We start from the raw sequence: 14,431 nt of genomic DNA, 5'->3' as shown, positions 1-14,431 counted from the left end.
TGGAGGTTTAAATGATGAATTTCTGGTTAATCTTTATTACGTTTATTGCAGTAAACCTTGATTTCTTTTTCATCCTGCTCTGCTTAATTAATCAATATCCCCTTCGTGACGTTATCATTGGCTATGTCATTGGGGTAGCCATATTAGTAACTGCTAGTTTTGCCGCTGGAAAAGCTCTAGCCCTATTTTTGCCGGAGTGGTTACTGGGCTTCTTAGGGATACTGCCAATTTATATGGCCCTCCACGATAATGATGAAGAAGCCGGTGAAAACAAGACCACCCATTCCCCAGTTTGGATTGTCCTGGTAACCTATTTGGCTGTTTGCTCGGGGTGTAACCTGTCTATTTTTCTTCCAGTCTTAACTGGTCTACCACTAAGTCAATTTGGCTTGGCGTTAGCTTTTATTCTGGTATTAACGGTCTTGGTAGTAATCCTCATTAAGCAAATTGGTCGAATCCCGGTCATCACCCACTTTATGAATAAGTATAGTGAGTTAATGATGAAAGTTGTCTACATTGGAGTTGGTATTTATGTATTCTTCGACAGCGGTTTAATTAGTCATTTGGTTCGTCTGGCCGGTTTGATATAATATTCACCAAAGATGCAAGGAAGGTAAATACTAGTGACCCAACCAGATCAATTAATCAATGAGGCAGCAAAAATATACAAGGTATTAAGTAATAGCACGCGGATTAAGATTCTCTATTATCTTCGCCACCATAATGGTGAGGTTGACGTTAAAACCATTGTTAATGATTTAAGTCTTGCCCAACCAGTCGTGTCAAAGCAATTAGGAATTTTACGCCGCTATCAACTTGTTTGTTCGCGAAAGGTTGGCACACGCGTATTTTATATTCTAGACGACCCCCATATTGTTCAATTAACTGATGATATGATTGAACACGTCAAGCATGAAATTAAGGGTGAACCCCATCCCAAGAATCTATATCAAGTTCATCAATAGTTTCTTACATAATAATCTTAAATATGATAGTGTTGACTATATCTTTAACGGGTGCAATGATTTGCGACCCGTTTTGTATTTTAGGGAGTTTATATAATGGATAATTTGTTTGAAAATATGTCAATCAAGCGGGCCTATTTTACACTCGCTTTACCGGTCGTACTGAGTATGGCCGTTACGCTCGTGTATAACTTGGTTGATACCTTCTTTGTTTCGAAAACCGGTAATCCTAACCTAGTGGCGGGGGGATCCCAAGGTGCCCCAATTTTTACCTTAATGATTGCCCTTGGTGACATCTTTGGTCTAGGCGGTAGTTCCTTAATTTCCCGTCTCTTTGGTGAACACAAGGATAAGATTGCACGGAATGTCTCCGGATATTGCTTCTATTACTCCATCGCCTGCGGATTAATTGTGACCCTACTACTATTTGTCTTTCAAACGCCTATTCTGCACCTGTTAGGAGCTTCCCCCGCTACCTGGAAATATGCCCGAGAATATTACTTAGTTATTGCTGGCGGGTCTACTTTTATTATTTTTAGTCTTTCGCCAAACAATATTCTGCGAACGGAAGGATTAGCTATTCAATCCATGATCGGCTCCATGGCCGGAACGATAATTAATATTTTCCTGAATCCTATCTTCATCTTTACATGCGGATTAGGAGCTGCGGGGTCGGCTTTAGCTACTGTTACTTCCAGCGTGATTGCTGATGTGATCTTAGTCTACTACCTAAGAACCAAGAGTAAGAAACTGACAACTTCGATTCACGAAACTAAAATCAGTGGTCGCCTGCAATTGCAAATATATGCAATTGGGATCCCCGCATCAATTACCAACATCATGGTTTCATTTGCGACAGCCTTGACTAACCGTTACCTGATTTCATACGGTGCCAGCAGCGTTGCTGCAATGGGGATCGCCATGAAAGCTAACTCAATTATCGTCATGATTATGGTCGGCTTTGCCTTCGGGGCGCAGCCATTAATCGGTTATGCCTATGGGGCCAAAAACCAAAAGCGGTTTTACGAAACCATTCACTTTGACCTCTTTGTGATTTCCGCATTGAACATCGTCTTAACGATTGTTCTGCTGATCTTTGCCCCCAATGTCATCCGACTCTTCATGTCTGATCCAACGATTGTCCATGAAGGGGGATTAATGCTTCGCTGGCTGTCATTGACGACCACTCTGGCTGGTATCATCTTGGTATTCACTACCGCCTTTCAGTCAATGGGAAAAGCTGCCCCCGCATTCTGGCTATCCTTTAGTCGTCAAGGGCTGATCTTTGGCTTTTCCATTGCCATTCTCGCCCACTTCTTTGGATATACTGGGATTATAGCTGCCCAGGCTTGTTCAGATGTTCTGACGTTAATTCTGAGCCTTATTTTCTATAAGATTTATGAACCACACTTTAATCAAAAATAGGAAAACCGTTAGTAGGTAATGTTTATTGCCCTACTAACGGTTTTGCATTTATTCATTGATTTTACGTTCAAAATAATGAGCTAACTTTGCTTCTGGGTAAACTCCAGTAACTTTTTCTTTAGCAACCCCATCCCTGAAGAGGACGAGTGATGGAATGGACATCACCTTGTAGCGTTGGGCGATCTCCTGATTACCATCAACATTCATTTTGACGAATTTGATGTCACTATCATACTGTTGTTCCAGTTTTTCCATAATCGGTGCCATCATCTTGCATGGTCCACACCACGGTGCCCAGAAATCGACGACCGTTAATGGACCGGCAACACTCTCATTAAAATCATTTGCGGTTGCTTCGATCATTTTGATCCTCCTTCGTTGGTTGATCGCCTTTCCCCTTTGGATTCCGGATAAAGTGAGCAACTAGCGTCACGATAAATACTCCGACAACAAAAATTCCAAACTGACCAGATGGAATTTCAATGTCAATTGCCGGAATCGTCAGGAAAAGTTTAATAGCAATAATAAAGATCAATACATACGCCATTGGTTCCAATTCTGGAATCTTCCGCATCAAACGCATGATTATTTCAGCGACGCCCCGCATGCAGGCAATCCCAATCATTCCACCAATCAGGACAATTACTGGGTTGCTAGAAATGGCCAATGATGCCAGGACAGAATCAATGGAGAAAATAATGTCCATCATTTCAATTTGAGCAACAACTGACCAGAACAACCGTCGTCCGGTAAGGTGACGGTTACGCATTTTAGGATGGACCTTTGTTTGTTTAGCTTGGTGTTTTAGTTTACTAGCAAAAAAACGATAAACAAGGTACATCAAGTAAAGTGAACCAATGACTTTGATTTCCCAGAAGTTAATCAAGTAGGTTCCAATTCCAATCACTAAGAACCGGAAAATATAGGATCCCCAAATACCATAGAAGAGGGATTCTTCCTGTTCCTTCAGGCTTGGCAAGACTCTGGTCTGGGCCGCCAAAACAATCGCATTATCAACGGACAATAGGCATTCAATTAATACCAAGGAGAGGATTACTAACCAGTCCTGTCCGGACGTAATCACTGTTTCCCAGTTATGACCATCAAAGAAGGGACCATATAATTGATTTAAAAGTGACAATCAGCTGTCTCCTTTGTTTTTATATTCTAGGTTATATTTTACCAGAGTCTGGGCAAAATAATCAGGGAGCGGTGCATCAATAACCATATTTTGCATGCTAAACGGGACGATTAACTGCTGGTGAGCAGCATGTAATAACATCCCCGCTGGCGAACTAGGATTGTAAATTGGATCCCCGACAATCGGGTGTCCACTGTGTGCCAGATGAACACGCAACTGATGAGTCCGTCCTGTTTCTAAACGCAAGCAAACAAGTGAATGATCGTGATTTGCCACAATCGTCTGGTAATGGGTAACCGCCCGTTGTGCACCTTTACCATCGACCTTTCGCCGCCATGGATCTGATGGATCATCACCAATTGGCCACTGCCATTGTCCAGCACCTTGCAAAAAGCCATCCACAACTGCTAAGTACTCCCGGTGAATTTTGCCGGCTGCAATGAGGCGATCTAAGACTGGCACAACCACTGGATTTTTAGCAATAATGATTGCCCCGCTAGTTTGCTTATCGATCCGGTGAACCATATAGGCTTGGCCACCAAGATAGCCAGCAGCATCATTCATTAAAGTTCCCGTCTCGCCGTCATCATTAGGGTGCGTCTTTTGCCCTCGGGGCTTATTGACCACCAGTAAATCACGGTTTTCAAATAAAATACCAAGTTGGGAATGTAGTGTTGGCACATACTGGTTAGCAGTGGGGGTTCGAAATTCATCGCCCTGAAAAGTCATCTGAATCACGTCCCCAGGTTGAACCACGTGATTCATCGGGTGATATTGATTATTAACTACTACATTGCGACGGATTCGGAGGTAGTGAACCAATCGTTTTGGTATTAGCCATGTTCTTTGTAGTAATGACCGTAAAGGCTGACCGCCCTGGGATATCCTGACCGGTTCCGTTAACTGCCATCGTGTATGTTCCATTACTACTTCACCTCACGAACCGTTAAACGATCTGGAACGTGGTAAACCTTGGGCTTCGTCCACGTTAACATATTATCAGTTAGCTGCAGTTTGGTAATATCGCCACGGTGATATGACTGGAAATAGTAAGAACGGCTTTCGGCCACAGTAACTGCACGATAAACAGAATAGGTGCGCTGATGACGTGAATTTTGCGGAACGGTCACGCTATCTAAAAGATGCCATTCAGAAATTAAGCCCTCTTTCTCATCGGCTGGCACGTCAGCCCGTTCCTTTAAGTAAGCAGCCCGGATAAAGCGGGCACTTGGTGAGTAATAGCCAGGTGGATTGGTTTTACCGGAAAGCCGTCCAGTGGTTACCCGGGGAGTATTTAATGGCACCCGACCGGCTTTGAATGCAGAAGTAAATTCTACATAGTCATTCATTTGTGCCAGTTGTTTAGCAAAATGCGGACTATTGGTAACAACGCCGAGTGGATTGTTAATCACTTGCATTGGGTTAGTTGTTGGCTCGATGACCACTATCCGTCCTGTTTTATCGGCTAAGGCAAAGTGAAGTTCTGGTTTGCCATACTTCGTGTCACTATGCAATTCGCTCATTAGTTCCACTTCATCAAGGTGGGCTTCTAGTTCATCGATTGTTTTAAAATTACCTAGTACCCAGAAAATAAATTCGTAGGCTGCTAACTGGACTTTATTGGCATGACGGTTATCGACGTAATGAGCACCATTCGCAAATGTGAGCTTTTGAGCCATCAAGCCGTGTTCATTTACCCCATCGGAAACATCAATTCTGGTGGAAGACAAACTACCGCCACCGATTAAGGCATACTTATTGGTATAGACTCGGTGATCAAAGGCTGTTGCCCATTGAAACCGACGCGGCACAAACAGTGGCGAAACTGCCAGTACTGGCCAATCCATGGTCCGCGCTAACAAATGCGTATGATTATCAGTGACTTGATAAATGCTTGTGCACATGAATGTCCCTCCCGTTCGTAATCCTCGTTCCAGTATATCTGATTTCCCGGGAAATATCGTCAATTTTGCCTTGACACGGTGAACATGCTTTACTTTTATCTCTGAAAATAGTTGAATAGATTTATAAGTGCTTTTAAGGAGATGATAGCGATGATGAGCAAGCAACGAATTAATGCTCACAGCTGGTGGATTAGTGTCTTTGAACCTCTTCCTCACGAACGGCGAGATTTAATTCAAAAATACGAGGTTACTCAAGAGTTGCTTGATTACGCTATTGACCCCTATGAAAAGGCCCGAGTGGAAGTCGATCCCGATGCCGGTGTCACCCTGTTAATATTCGATGTTTACGTGCCAACTCACGCGGTAACGGCACCACAGACGGCTCCAATCGGTTTAATGATCACAGCCAATAATTTAATTACCTTTACAAATGCCAAAACCAACTTTGTTAATGGTATTATTGCTAATCAATTGAAACAACTAGGACACCACGATAGTGTCGTTGAAAAGCTTAGCTTGGTGATGGCAGTCCTTTACCGCCTCTCAACGGAATACTTTGGTCCATTGCGACGCGTTGACCAACAGCGGCAAATGATCCAACGTAATATTCAACATCGGATCGGACGGAAAGCCATTGGTGAATTCATGGAAATTGAAACTGGTTTGGTTTATATCTTGACTTCACTTAAGGGAAACGTTTCATTACTAGAGGAATTCAAACGACGGATGTCCAATAAAATGTCATCCCGTCAGCAGAATGACCTTGATGACGTGATCGTTGAAGCACAACAAGGTCTAGAAATGGCCCAGATGACCTCTGACGTTTCCGCACGGGTCTCTAATGCCTACAGTAAAGTATTGGATAGTGACCTAAACCAAACGATGAAGTACCTGACTATTTATTCGATTGTCCTTTCCATCCCCACGATTGTTTCTGGTTTCTACGGTGAAAACGTTAAACTTCCAGTTGCGAACGATTGGTGGTCATGGATCTTCACTCTCATTGTGACTATTTTGCTGATGTTACTATGTGCAATCTTTATGATGACGCGGAAATGGTGGAAATAATAAAAAGCGGAGCATATTGTGCTCCGCTTTTTATTTAGTCATATTGATGAAGGTATTTAGATAAACGTGTTAATCCCGCGCGCAATGTTGCTTCCGGTGCACAATATCCGAGACGGACATGAGCTGGTGTATCAAAAGCATCACCGGGCACTAATAACACTCCTTCATCATGTAACAGGCCGCGACAGAAACTTCGTATATCAACTGGCACATCCAGTTTGGGGAATGATGTTGAAACAGCTTCAGGCATCACAACACTGGCCCGTTCTTCATGAGCGATCCAGTCCCGATAAATTGCTAGATTGCCCAACACTAATTTCCGATTGCGCGCCAACACTTGATCGCGGTGCCGCAAAACATAGGTTGCTGCTTGGTCATTGAAAACACCACCACAAATCATTGTGTAGTCGCGGAATTTCCGAAACAAGTCAGCTAACTGGGCGTTGGTGGCCGTCCAGCCAATTCGAATACCAGGCATCGAATATGTCTTGGATAAAGAGTTGGTAGCAATCCCCTTATCATAAAGGTCGACAATAGATGTGAATCGTTCTGGATGATTTAATGGCAAGTACACTTCATCAACTAAAACATAGGCACCAACTGACTTGGCAATGTTGACCACTTGTTCCAAAAAGGTGCGACTAAGAATTGTCCCGGTTGGATTATTAGCATTATTCAAACAAATGAGCTTAGTGTCTGGCCGAATTAGCTGCTTCAACTCTTCAATATCTGGATACCATTGATCTGCTTCGTGAATCTTCCACAGGTCAACATCCGCACCCAAAGAACGCGGTATGTCGTAAAGCTGCTGATAAGACGGATACTCAGAAATGACGTGATCACCAGATTTAACTAGGGCGTACAAGGCCAAAAGGTTTGCACCGGTAGCCCCGTTTGTTTGAAGAATGTTGTCAGGATCAACGTGGTCGTATAATTTAGCAACCTCGTGTTTAAATTCTGGTGAACCTTCAATCCAGCCGTAGTTCATCTTTTGCCGGTCAAGCATTTGGTAGAATTCTTGACCGTTATGCCCATCAAGATTGAGTAGTTCATTCATCGTTAAAGAAGCAATGGTGCTTTGCGAAATATCGTATTGGGCACTCTTCTCCCACTTATTTAACCATGCTTCAACACCAAATGGTGCGATTTCAACCATCCTTTTCGCCCCCTTCTTATCAATTTTATATCAAAAAACGGGTACTAGAAAAAGCTCTTTTGACTTCTAGCACCCGTTAATAATGCGTTGTTTAATAGTTATCACCACGTTCAAACTGGAACTTGGAATTCAGTAGGGCGTGATGAATTAGCAAGTTCATCAACTTCTTGGTTGCCTTAATAGCGTGGTCAGCTGATTGATCATTACCGGCAGTTAAGTAGTCAGTCAATGCTTGACCATTCTTTCCCGCGGCACCCGCCGTCAGCTTGTCGACCTGGCCGACGCCAAAGCTCTGGCATTCATCCCGGAAAGCTAACACTTCGTTAATGTAGTCATGATAGTGTGGTTCGACTAGGACTTCGAGACGCTTCTGCAACCAATATGCAGAATCATCAACTTCATTGCCAGCATGGTTGTAAGCAGTTGGCGTGTCATTAATATTAGTGAAGAATGGAACGTATGGACTATATGCAAAGAAGCCAAAATTAATCCATTGGATAGCAGCGTATTCAGCTGGTACATCATTCCGGATTTGCATAATGCACGAGCTTTGGTTCCGGTCTAGGGCAATGGAACGGAACTTACGTTGGTCGTTTGCATCCCCTGAAGCGTAGGAACCAGTTGGGTCATAAGGGGTGCCATTGTAGTGTGATGACAGGAAGAATTCGACGTCTTCAACGGCAATTTTTTTATCGGGGCGTTCAAAGAATGGAATGTCCAAGCTTGTTGGTTCGTACTGGTGGGAAGGAGTAAACAATTTGTGGCCGTACCAAGTCCGTGGAGTATTGTAGTATTGGTCCGCTTCGTCATTAGTTCCAAAAATCCGCCGGAAGTTAAAACCAGCATCATATGGATTCAAGTGGTATTTTTCCACAAACTCCTTAATGCCATCAGCATACATAAAGTGGTCTGGATCATCAAAGTCAATTTCTTCAATCACCATGATGTTTGGACAAATAGCATAAGCGTTGTCTGGAATCCGTTCGGCAACCCACTGGTGACCGCCAGCTGTTTCAAAGTACCAAACTTCATCTTTATCAGAAAAAGCAATCCCATTAGATTCACCGGTGCCGTATCTTTCGATCAAACTACCAAGCCGTTGAACACCTTCACGGGCAGTTTTAACAAATGGCAATACCAAGTAGATCATCGAGTCTTCATCGACTCCGTTCTCTACTAGCGGATCATGACCGAGTACCCGGGGATTGGTCATTTCCGTTTCTGAAGCGGACATGGCCACATTGTATTCATTAATACCCTGCTCATCCCAGCGGCCATGATGAATATCACCATTCGTCGTAGCGGTAAAACGGCAACCTTGACCATTCAAATCAATTTCCAGTCCATCATAGGTGGAAACAAAATGTTCTCCCGTATAATCCTTAGCTGGATATACCTGGAATGTTTTCGGGTTAACCCCGTCATAGTAATCTTCGTTCCGGGCAATCATGGTTGAACCATCGATCGACGCACCCTTACCAACTAACATGGCTGTACACGAACTCAGCTTTGCTCGACTCATTATCGTCGCATCCTTCCATTAAATTATTATTAGAAACAATTACTATTATCATACCACTGTTCCCATCATTACACTTGCACGAACCGTCGTCAGGTGATAGGATTACAATCACTAATGCCTATATAATGCCGTAATATGGTCGGCGAGTTTCTACCCAGAGCCGTAAACTCTGGACTATAAGCAAATCGATGATTCCCTACTTGATTTGCTCAAGTAGGGATTTTTTATTGGGAGGATTATTGTGGACGAACAATCAGTAGCAACTACTAATAAAGGCCGCTTCTTTTCGTGGCGCGATTTTATTCTCGGCTTCCAGCACCTGCTGGCAATGTATTCAGGAGATGTTCTGGTTCCCTTACTGATCGGGAACTATTTGCATTTTTCAACCTTGCAAATGACTTACCTGGTTTCCATCGATATCTTCATGTGTGGGATCGCGACCCTTTTGCAACTGAAGCAAACTGCCCTGACCGGAATTGGCCTGCCCGTTGTGCTTGGATGCGCCGTTCAAGCCGTTACTCCATTGGAATCAATCGGGTCCAAGCTGGGTATCACCTATATGTACGGTGCCATTATTGCGGCCGGTATCTTTGTATTCTTGATTGCGGGCGTCTTTTCCAAATTAAAGAAGCTCTTTCCACCAGTGGTCACTGGCTCTTTAATTACTATCATCGGGTTCACCCTGGTACCGGTTGGTTTCCAAGACTTAGGTGGTGGTGACCCCACTGCTCATTCCTTTGGTGATCCCAAGAACCTCATCGTTGGTTTTATCACCATTGCCATCATCTTGTGTCTCAATGCCTGGGCAAAAGGATTTTTGCGCTCCATCGCAATCCTTTTAGGGATCCTGATCAGTTCATTTATCGCTGGGGCAATGGGTTTAGTATCCCTTAATCCAGTGCGCGAAGCTGCCTGGTTACATGCTCCGCAACTATTTTTCTTCGGTATCCCCCATTTTAATGGCTCGGCCATGATCACGATGATTCTGGTTTCTCTAACGACCATGATTGAATCCACTGGAGTGTTCTTTGCCCTTGCAGACGTTACTGGTCGTGAATTAAGCACTAAGGATATCGAGCGTGGTTACCGGGCTGAAGGAATTGCAGCGGTTCTCGGTGGCCTGTTCAATACTTTCCCATATTCTACTTTCTCTGAAAATGTCGGGGTTTTACGGATGTCTGGTGTTAAAACACGTCGGCCGGTTTATTACGCTGCCTTCATGCTGTTAGTATTAGGCTTACTTCCTAAGGTTGGGGCATTAGCAACCATTATTCCGAACCCTGTCTTGGGTGGTGCAATGATTGTGATGTTTGGAATCGTTGGTGTCCAAGGAATCCAAATCCTGCATAAAGTTGACTTTACTGATAATGGCAACATCCTCGTGGCTTCTGTCTCAGTTGGCCTGGGACTTGGGGTAACGATGTACCCGCACATTTTCCAATTCTTACCTACAGAAGCCCAAATCATCCTTGGTAACGGGGTGGTTGTCGGTAGCTTAGCCGCTGTCTTACTAAACCTCCTCTTCAATGGTTATGGTAAAGAAAAGCCGGCTAAAAACTAAATCTCATTATTTTTTAATAAAAGTGTTGACAATCTCATAGAGTCACGCTACTATAATACCAACAATTATCGTTACAGTAGTTACTTCGTTCGGTGTTCAGAGAGCCGGTGGGGATGTGTGAACCGGTCAGGCGAAGATTTACGAATTATCGCGGTTCTAATAATTGTCCGACCCCAGTCAGTGTCGTTACCACCTGATACGAGAGCGTATAAATAATTATACGTAGCTGGGTGGTACCGCGGTTAATTCGATCGTCCCGTTGATGTTTTTAACATCAGCGGGATTTTTTGTTAGGAGGATAAACATGGAAAATTGTGGCGGAATTATTCGTTATCAACTCACTTTTATGAATTAATTAGTCTTAATTTAAAAAGGAGTTGTTAAAAATGAAGAACGTTAAATTTAGTGAAGCGATCACTATTTTAGTGATTATGTTAGTTATTTTGGGGACAGCAGTTATTAAGTTTGAATTATCCCCACAAATTCCAGTATTATTTGTTATCGCTTTAATTATGTTCTGGGCCAAATTACGTGGCGCTAGTTGGGACGATGTTCACAAAGGGATCCAAGATGGGATCAGCACAGCAATTATTCCAATCTTTATTTTCATCTTGATTGGGGCCCTGATCGCTGTCTGGATCAAAGCCGGAATCATTCCATCAATCATGGTGGTTGGCTTCAAACTAATCTCAGCTAAATGGTTTGTTCCATCAACCTTTATCGTTTGCTCATTGGTTGGTCTGTCTATCGGTTCTGGTTTCACGACTATTTCAACCATTGGGTTAGCCCTCTTCGCTGTCGGATCAGCAATGGGGATTAGCCTTCCATTATTGGCCGGTGCAATTGTCTCTGGAGCGGTCTTTGGTGATAAGATGTCACCTCTTTCCGACTCCACCAACCTTGCTTCCGCAATTGCTGGAAGTGACCTGTTCGAACACATTAAGAATATGATGTGGTCAACAATTCCATCATTTATCGTTTCATTTATCCTGTTCTGGATTCTCGGCTCTTCTGCTTCATCAATGAGTTCTACTAAGATTGCCCACACGACAGCAATTCTCCAACAAGACTTCCCTGTTTCTTGGTGGGCCCTGTTGCCAATCCTGTTGATGTTTGCTTGCGCATGGCGTCACATTCCAGCTATTGCCACTCTATTCATCAACATTATCGTGACGGTTGTAATGATCTTCTGCCAAGCACCACATACTTCCCTCAAGGCATTGACCTCCCTCTTAAGTGATGGCTTTGTCGCTCATACAAGTGATGCTTCTGTTAATGCTTTACTTTCTCGTGGTGGAATCACTAGCATGATGGGAACAGTTTCCTTAATCATTGTTACTCTTTCCCTTGGTGGGATCTTGATGCAGTTCCATGTTGTTCAATCAGCAATGGAACCACTGGTTAAGCACTTGCACAGTGCAGGTAGTTTAATTACTACAACTATTCTTTCAGGGATTGGTGTTAACCTCTTTGTTGGTGAACAATACCTGTCAGTTATTCTTCCTGGTCGGGCCTTCAAAGAAGCCTTCCATGATATGAAGCTTTCTCCATTGGCCTTGTCACGGGTTCTGGAAGATGGTGGATCCGTTATTAACTACTTAATCCCATGGGGTGTTGCTGGACTATTCACTGCTTCAACACTTAGTATCCCAGTTATGCACTTCTTACCATTTGTCTTCTTCAGTATCTGCTCACCAATTTTCTCCATCATTTCTGGATTTTCCGGAATTGGTCTTAAGTGGGCTGCTGGTCATAAAACCGCTAAGAACTAACTTACAAACCTAATTAACGAAAAAGATCGAGCTGCATTTTGCAGTTCGATCTTTTTTCATTTTCAAGAGTATTAATACAATTAGCCCACTACTAACTTACCGGTGAAGAGACCAATTAAGCCAGCTAATGCCATTAAGGCAATGATCGTCCAGCAGACCTTTTCAGTAGTGGTGAATTTGATATGCTGTTCCTTCTTACCCTTGTAGAAGAACCAGAAACCAGTCATCCAAACAATGGCAGCCAGAAGCAAGTAACGTAATCCGGCACCAAAGACCATGAAGAGGGCAAAGGCAACGGCTAAGACAGCTAAGATACCAGAGGTGATCCGTTCATGGGTCGGCCGGTTTTCAAAACCAGTTCCCTTGATAACACTCTTCAATGCGTACAGAGCAACAAAGAGATATGGGACAATTGACAGTGAAGTCGAGAACTTCAGCAGAACAGCGTATCCGGCAGAGTAAATTCCGGCAATGATCATCAGGACTTGGGTCAGACCAGAAGTTACCCAGAGAGCGTTGGAAGGCGCTTCATTCTTGTTTAGTTGGTCGAGCCAAACAGTAGCAGAGCCACCCCGTCCTGGCAAACGTAATTCTTCAGAACACATATCAACCCAGGCAATTAATGCACCAGTAACGGCAATGATCAGGCAGATATCAATTAAGTAACCACCCCAAGCACCGGTCATTGATGCCATTAGGCCGGCCATTGAAGGGTCATGCAAGGCACTAATCTTACTTGGTGCCATTAATCCTAGTGACAAAACAGAAGTACCAACTAACAGAATAATAACAATTACGGCACCGATTGTCGTAGCTTTTGCAACATCAGATAACTTCTTGGCACGGGTAGCAAAAATTGTTCCAGATTCAATCCCAATCAAAGTCCACATTGCAGACAGTAAAACCGTTTTACTTTGATCAAAAATGGAAACATGGGTCCAGTGACCCGCAGAAACGCTGTAAACAGCTGTAGAATTAAAGTGAGCCATAAAGGTATGCGGGTTAAAGTTCAAAATTGCCAGAATAATAAACATCGCAATTGGAATAACCTTCGCAATCGTCGTAATGTTGTTCATCATGGTATCAGTTTTAACACCGTGCATTACTAGTGCAGTGACACACCAGAGAACAATTGAGGCGGCAATGATTGACGGCCAGGTTGTTCCGTTCCCAAAGAATGAGAAAATGCCGAATGAACCAAAGGCGGAAAACAAAACCGTCAGATAGGAAGCATCCCCAACGGCATCCCCAATGCCGTGTCCGTAGTTAGCAATGAAACCACCAAGGTGTCCAAAGAGGTGTTTCGACCAACCATAAATACCATCATCAATGTCAGGCTGTTGTAACGTCAGGTTTCGATAAACACCAGCTAATGAGAACATCCCAATGGCAACAATTGCCCAACCAATTAAAATAGCTTCAGGGTTAGCACCGGCTGTAACTGTTGCTGGCAGTGCAAAGATCCCTGAACCAATCGTTCCACCAACAACCAGCCCGGTTAAGCCTCCCAGGCCAACTTTCTGTTTAATGTGATCCTGCTTTACCATTCTTAGCCATCCCTTCCTGATATCTAAGTCAATTTCGTTTATGGTAATTATGCAGCGTTCGAAAACGTTTTCACATTATTTATTCTAAGAAGGACCTTCAAAAAGCCACAAAAAGCCACAAAAAGCCTCGTAAAAGAATTCACAAATTTGCAATTTTATTAGACAAAACCGGTTTTTTATCCGATAACGCGGCTTTTAACACGAATTATTAACGCTTATTGCTTTACTGTGAACTATAATAAAGACGTTCTATAAATTCACGTTACTTCATAAATATTCAAATAAGCACGAGGAGATAATTCAAATGAATTTTTGGTTATGTCCGTATAATTGGTGTAAATTCTAAATAGGACTTTGTGAAATCTGAAAG

14 protein-coding genes and 1 riboswitch are annotated in these 14,431 nt (G+C 43.2%); of the genes, 6 read left to right on the top strand and 8 right to left on the bottom strand.

Annotated elements, in window-relative coordinates; all coding sequences use genetic code 11:
• The first annotated feature begins 14 nt into the window (after positions 1-14).
• The 3 genes from FD27_RS02250 to FD27_RS02240 all read left to right on the top strand — a co-directional run bounded on the left by FD27_RS02250 (position 15) and on the right by FD27_RS02240 (position 2,390).
• On the top strand, positions 15-590 hold the full coding sequence (locus tag FD27_RS02250; protein ID WP_057748883.1) for a cadmium resistance transporter: 576 nt from the start codon (positions 15-17) through the stop codon (positions 588-590).
• Positions 591-623: 33 nt separating this feature from the next.
• The gene (locus tag FD27_RS02245) at positions 624-965 is read left to right on the top strand and encodes an ArsR/SmtB family transcription factor (protein ID WP_057748879.1); all 342 of its coding nucleotides are present in this window, start codon (positions 624-626) and stop codon (positions 963-965) included.
• Positions 966-1,061: 96 nt separating this feature from the next.
• Positions 1,062-2,390, top strand: coding sequence for an MATE family efflux transporter (locus tag FD27_RS02240; RefSeq protein ID WP_057748877.1), 1,329 nt, complete (start codon positions 1,062-1,064; stop codon positions 2,388-2,390).
• Between the two features lie 48 nt (positions 2,391-2,438).
• On the opposite strand, the gene trxA is transcribed toward FD27_RS02240, so the two are convergent.
• Genes trxA through FD27_RS02220 form a run of 5 tightly spaced genes read right to left on the bottom strand, consistent with a single transcriptional unit; the run spans position 2,439 to position 5,435 of the window.
• Complete coding sequence (gene trxA / locus FD27_RS02235) at positions 2,439-2,753, bottom strand: thioredoxin (RefSeq protein WP_057748874.1); 315 nt, start codon at positions 2,751-2,753, stop codon at positions 2,439-2,441.
• Entirely contained in the window at positions 2,731-3,531 is an 801-nt protein-coding gene (locus tag FD27_RS02230) for a TerC family protein (RefSeq protein ID WP_057748869.1), read from the bottom strand. The genes trxA and FD27_RS02230 overlap by 23 nt, the downstream gene beginning before the upstream one ends.
• The gene (locus FD27_RS02225; protein ID WP_235802996.1) at positions 3,532-4,296 is read right to left on the bottom strand and encodes an RluA family pseudouridine synthase; all 765 of its coding nucleotides are present in this window, start codon (positions 4,294-4,296) and stop codon (positions 3,532-3,534) included.
• Between the two features lie 16 nt (positions 4,297-4,312).
• Complete coding sequence (locus FD27_RS08990) at positions 4,313-4,441, bottom strand: hypothetical protein (RefSeq protein WP_268872914.1); 129 nt, start codon at positions 4,439-4,441, stop codon at positions 4,313-4,315.
• A gap of 16 nt (positions 4,442-4,457) precedes the next feature.
• On the bottom strand, positions 4,458-5,435 hold the full coding sequence (locus FD27_RS02220; protein WP_057748863.1) for a linear amide C-N hydrolase: 978 nt from the start codon (positions 5,433-5,435) through the stop codon (positions 4,458-4,460).
• A 150-nt stretch (positions 5,436-5,585) separates the two neighbouring features.
• Between FD27_RS02220 and FD27_RS02215 the strand changes: the two genes are divergently transcribed.
• Positions 5,586-6,503: a magnesium transporter CorA family protein gene (locus FD27_RS02215; protein WP_057748860.1), complete on the top strand. Its 918-nt coding sequence runs from the start codon at positions 5,586-5,588 to the stop codon at positions 6,501-6,503.
• Between the two features lie 34 nt (positions 6,504-6,537).
• Here FD27_RS02215 and FD27_RS02210 read toward each other — a convergent pair whose 3' ends face one another.
• On the bottom strand, positions 6,538-7,659 hold the full coding sequence (locus tag FD27_RS02210) for an aminotransferase (RefSeq protein ID WP_057748858.1): 1,122 nt from the start codon (positions 7,657-7,659) through the stop codon (positions 6,538-6,540).
• A 91-nt stretch (positions 7,660-7,750) separates the two neighbouring features.
• Positions 7,751-9,181, bottom strand: a complete 1,431-nt coding sequence (locus FD27_RS02205) for a C69 family dipeptidase (RefSeq protein WP_057748855.1) — start codon at positions 9,179-9,181, stop codon at positions 7,751-7,753.
• A gap of 98 nt (positions 9,182-9,279) precedes the next feature.
• Positions 9,280-9,378, top strand: a riboswitch (purine riboswitch).
• A 41-nt stretch (positions 9,379-9,419) separates the two neighbouring features.
• On the opposite strand from FD27_RS02205, the gene FD27_RS02200 reads away from it, so the two are divergent.
• A complete protein-coding gene (locus tag FD27_RS02200) occupies positions 9,420-10,742 on the top strand; it encodes a nucleobase:cation symporter-2 family protein (RefSeq protein WP_413230734.1) in 1,323 nt (440 codons plus the stop codon).
• Positions 10,743-11,128: 386 nt separating this feature from the next.
• Positions 11,129-12,514, top strand: a complete 1,386-nt coding sequence (nhaC, locus tag FD27_RS02195) for a Na+/H+ antiporter NhaC (protein ID WP_057748849.1) — start codon at positions 11,129-11,131, stop codon at positions 12,512-12,514.
• Positions 12,515-12,594: 80 nt separating this feature from the next.
• On the opposite strand, the gene FD27_RS02190 is transcribed toward nhaC, so the two are convergent.
• Entirely contained in the window at positions 12,595-14,061 is a 1,467-nt protein-coding gene (locus FD27_RS02190) for an amino acid permease (protein ID WP_057748845.1), read from the bottom strand.
• Positions 14,062-14,431: the final 370 nt, after the last annotated feature.

Source organism: Limosilactobacillus frumenti DSM 13145 (assembly GCF_001436045.1).
GTDB classification, from domain to species: Bacteria; Bacillota; Bacilli; order Lactobacillales; family Lactobacillaceae; genus Limosilactobacillus; species Limosilactobacillus frumenti.
Note: the sequence above shows the minus strand (reverse complement) of the source record. Positions and strands in the feature narration are given on the sequence as shown.

Coding starts and splice junctions, on each gene's coding strand:
- FD27_RS02250 (WP_057748883.1), top strand. CDS start 15: ATGAATTTCTGGTTAATCTTTATTACGTTTATTGCAGTAAACCTTGAT.
- FD27_RS02240 (WP_057748877.1), top strand. CDS start 1,062: ATGGATAATTTGTTTGAAAATATGTCAATCAAGCGGGCCTATTTTACA.
- trxA (WP_057748874.1), bottom strand. CDS start 2,753: ATGATCGAAGCAACCGCAAATGATTTTAATGAGAGTGTTGCCGGTCCA.
- FD27_RS02225 (WP_235802996.1), bottom strand. CDS start 4,296: ATGAATCACGTGGTTCAACCTGGGGACGTGATTCAGATGACTTTTCAG.
- FD27_RS08990 (WP_268872914.1), bottom strand. CDS start 4,441: ATGGCAGTTAACGGAACCGGTCAGGATATCCCAGGGCGGTCAGCCTTT.
- FD27_RS02220 (WP_057748863.1), bottom strand. CDS start 5,435: ATGTGCACAAGCATTTATCAAGTCACTGATAATCATACGCATTTGTTA.
- FD27_RS02215 (WP_057748860.1), top strand. CDS start 5,586: ATGATGAGCAAGCAACGAATTAATGCTCACAGCTGGTGGATTAGTGTC.
- FD27_RS02210 (WP_057748858.1), bottom strand. CDS start 7,659: ATGGTTGAAATCGCACCATTTGGTGTTGAAGCATGGTTAAATAAGTGG.
- FD27_RS02205 (WP_057748855.1), bottom strand. CDS start 9,181: ATGAGTCGAGCAAAGCTGAGTTCGTGTACAGCCATGTTAGTTGGTAAG.
- nhaC (WP_057748849.1), top strand. CDS start 11,129: ATGAAGAACGTTAAATTTAGTGAAGCGATCACTATTTTAGTGATTATG.
- FD27_RS02190 (WP_057748845.1), bottom strand. CDS start 14,061: ATGGTAAAGCAGGATCACATTAAACAGAAAGTTGGCCTGGGAGGCTTA.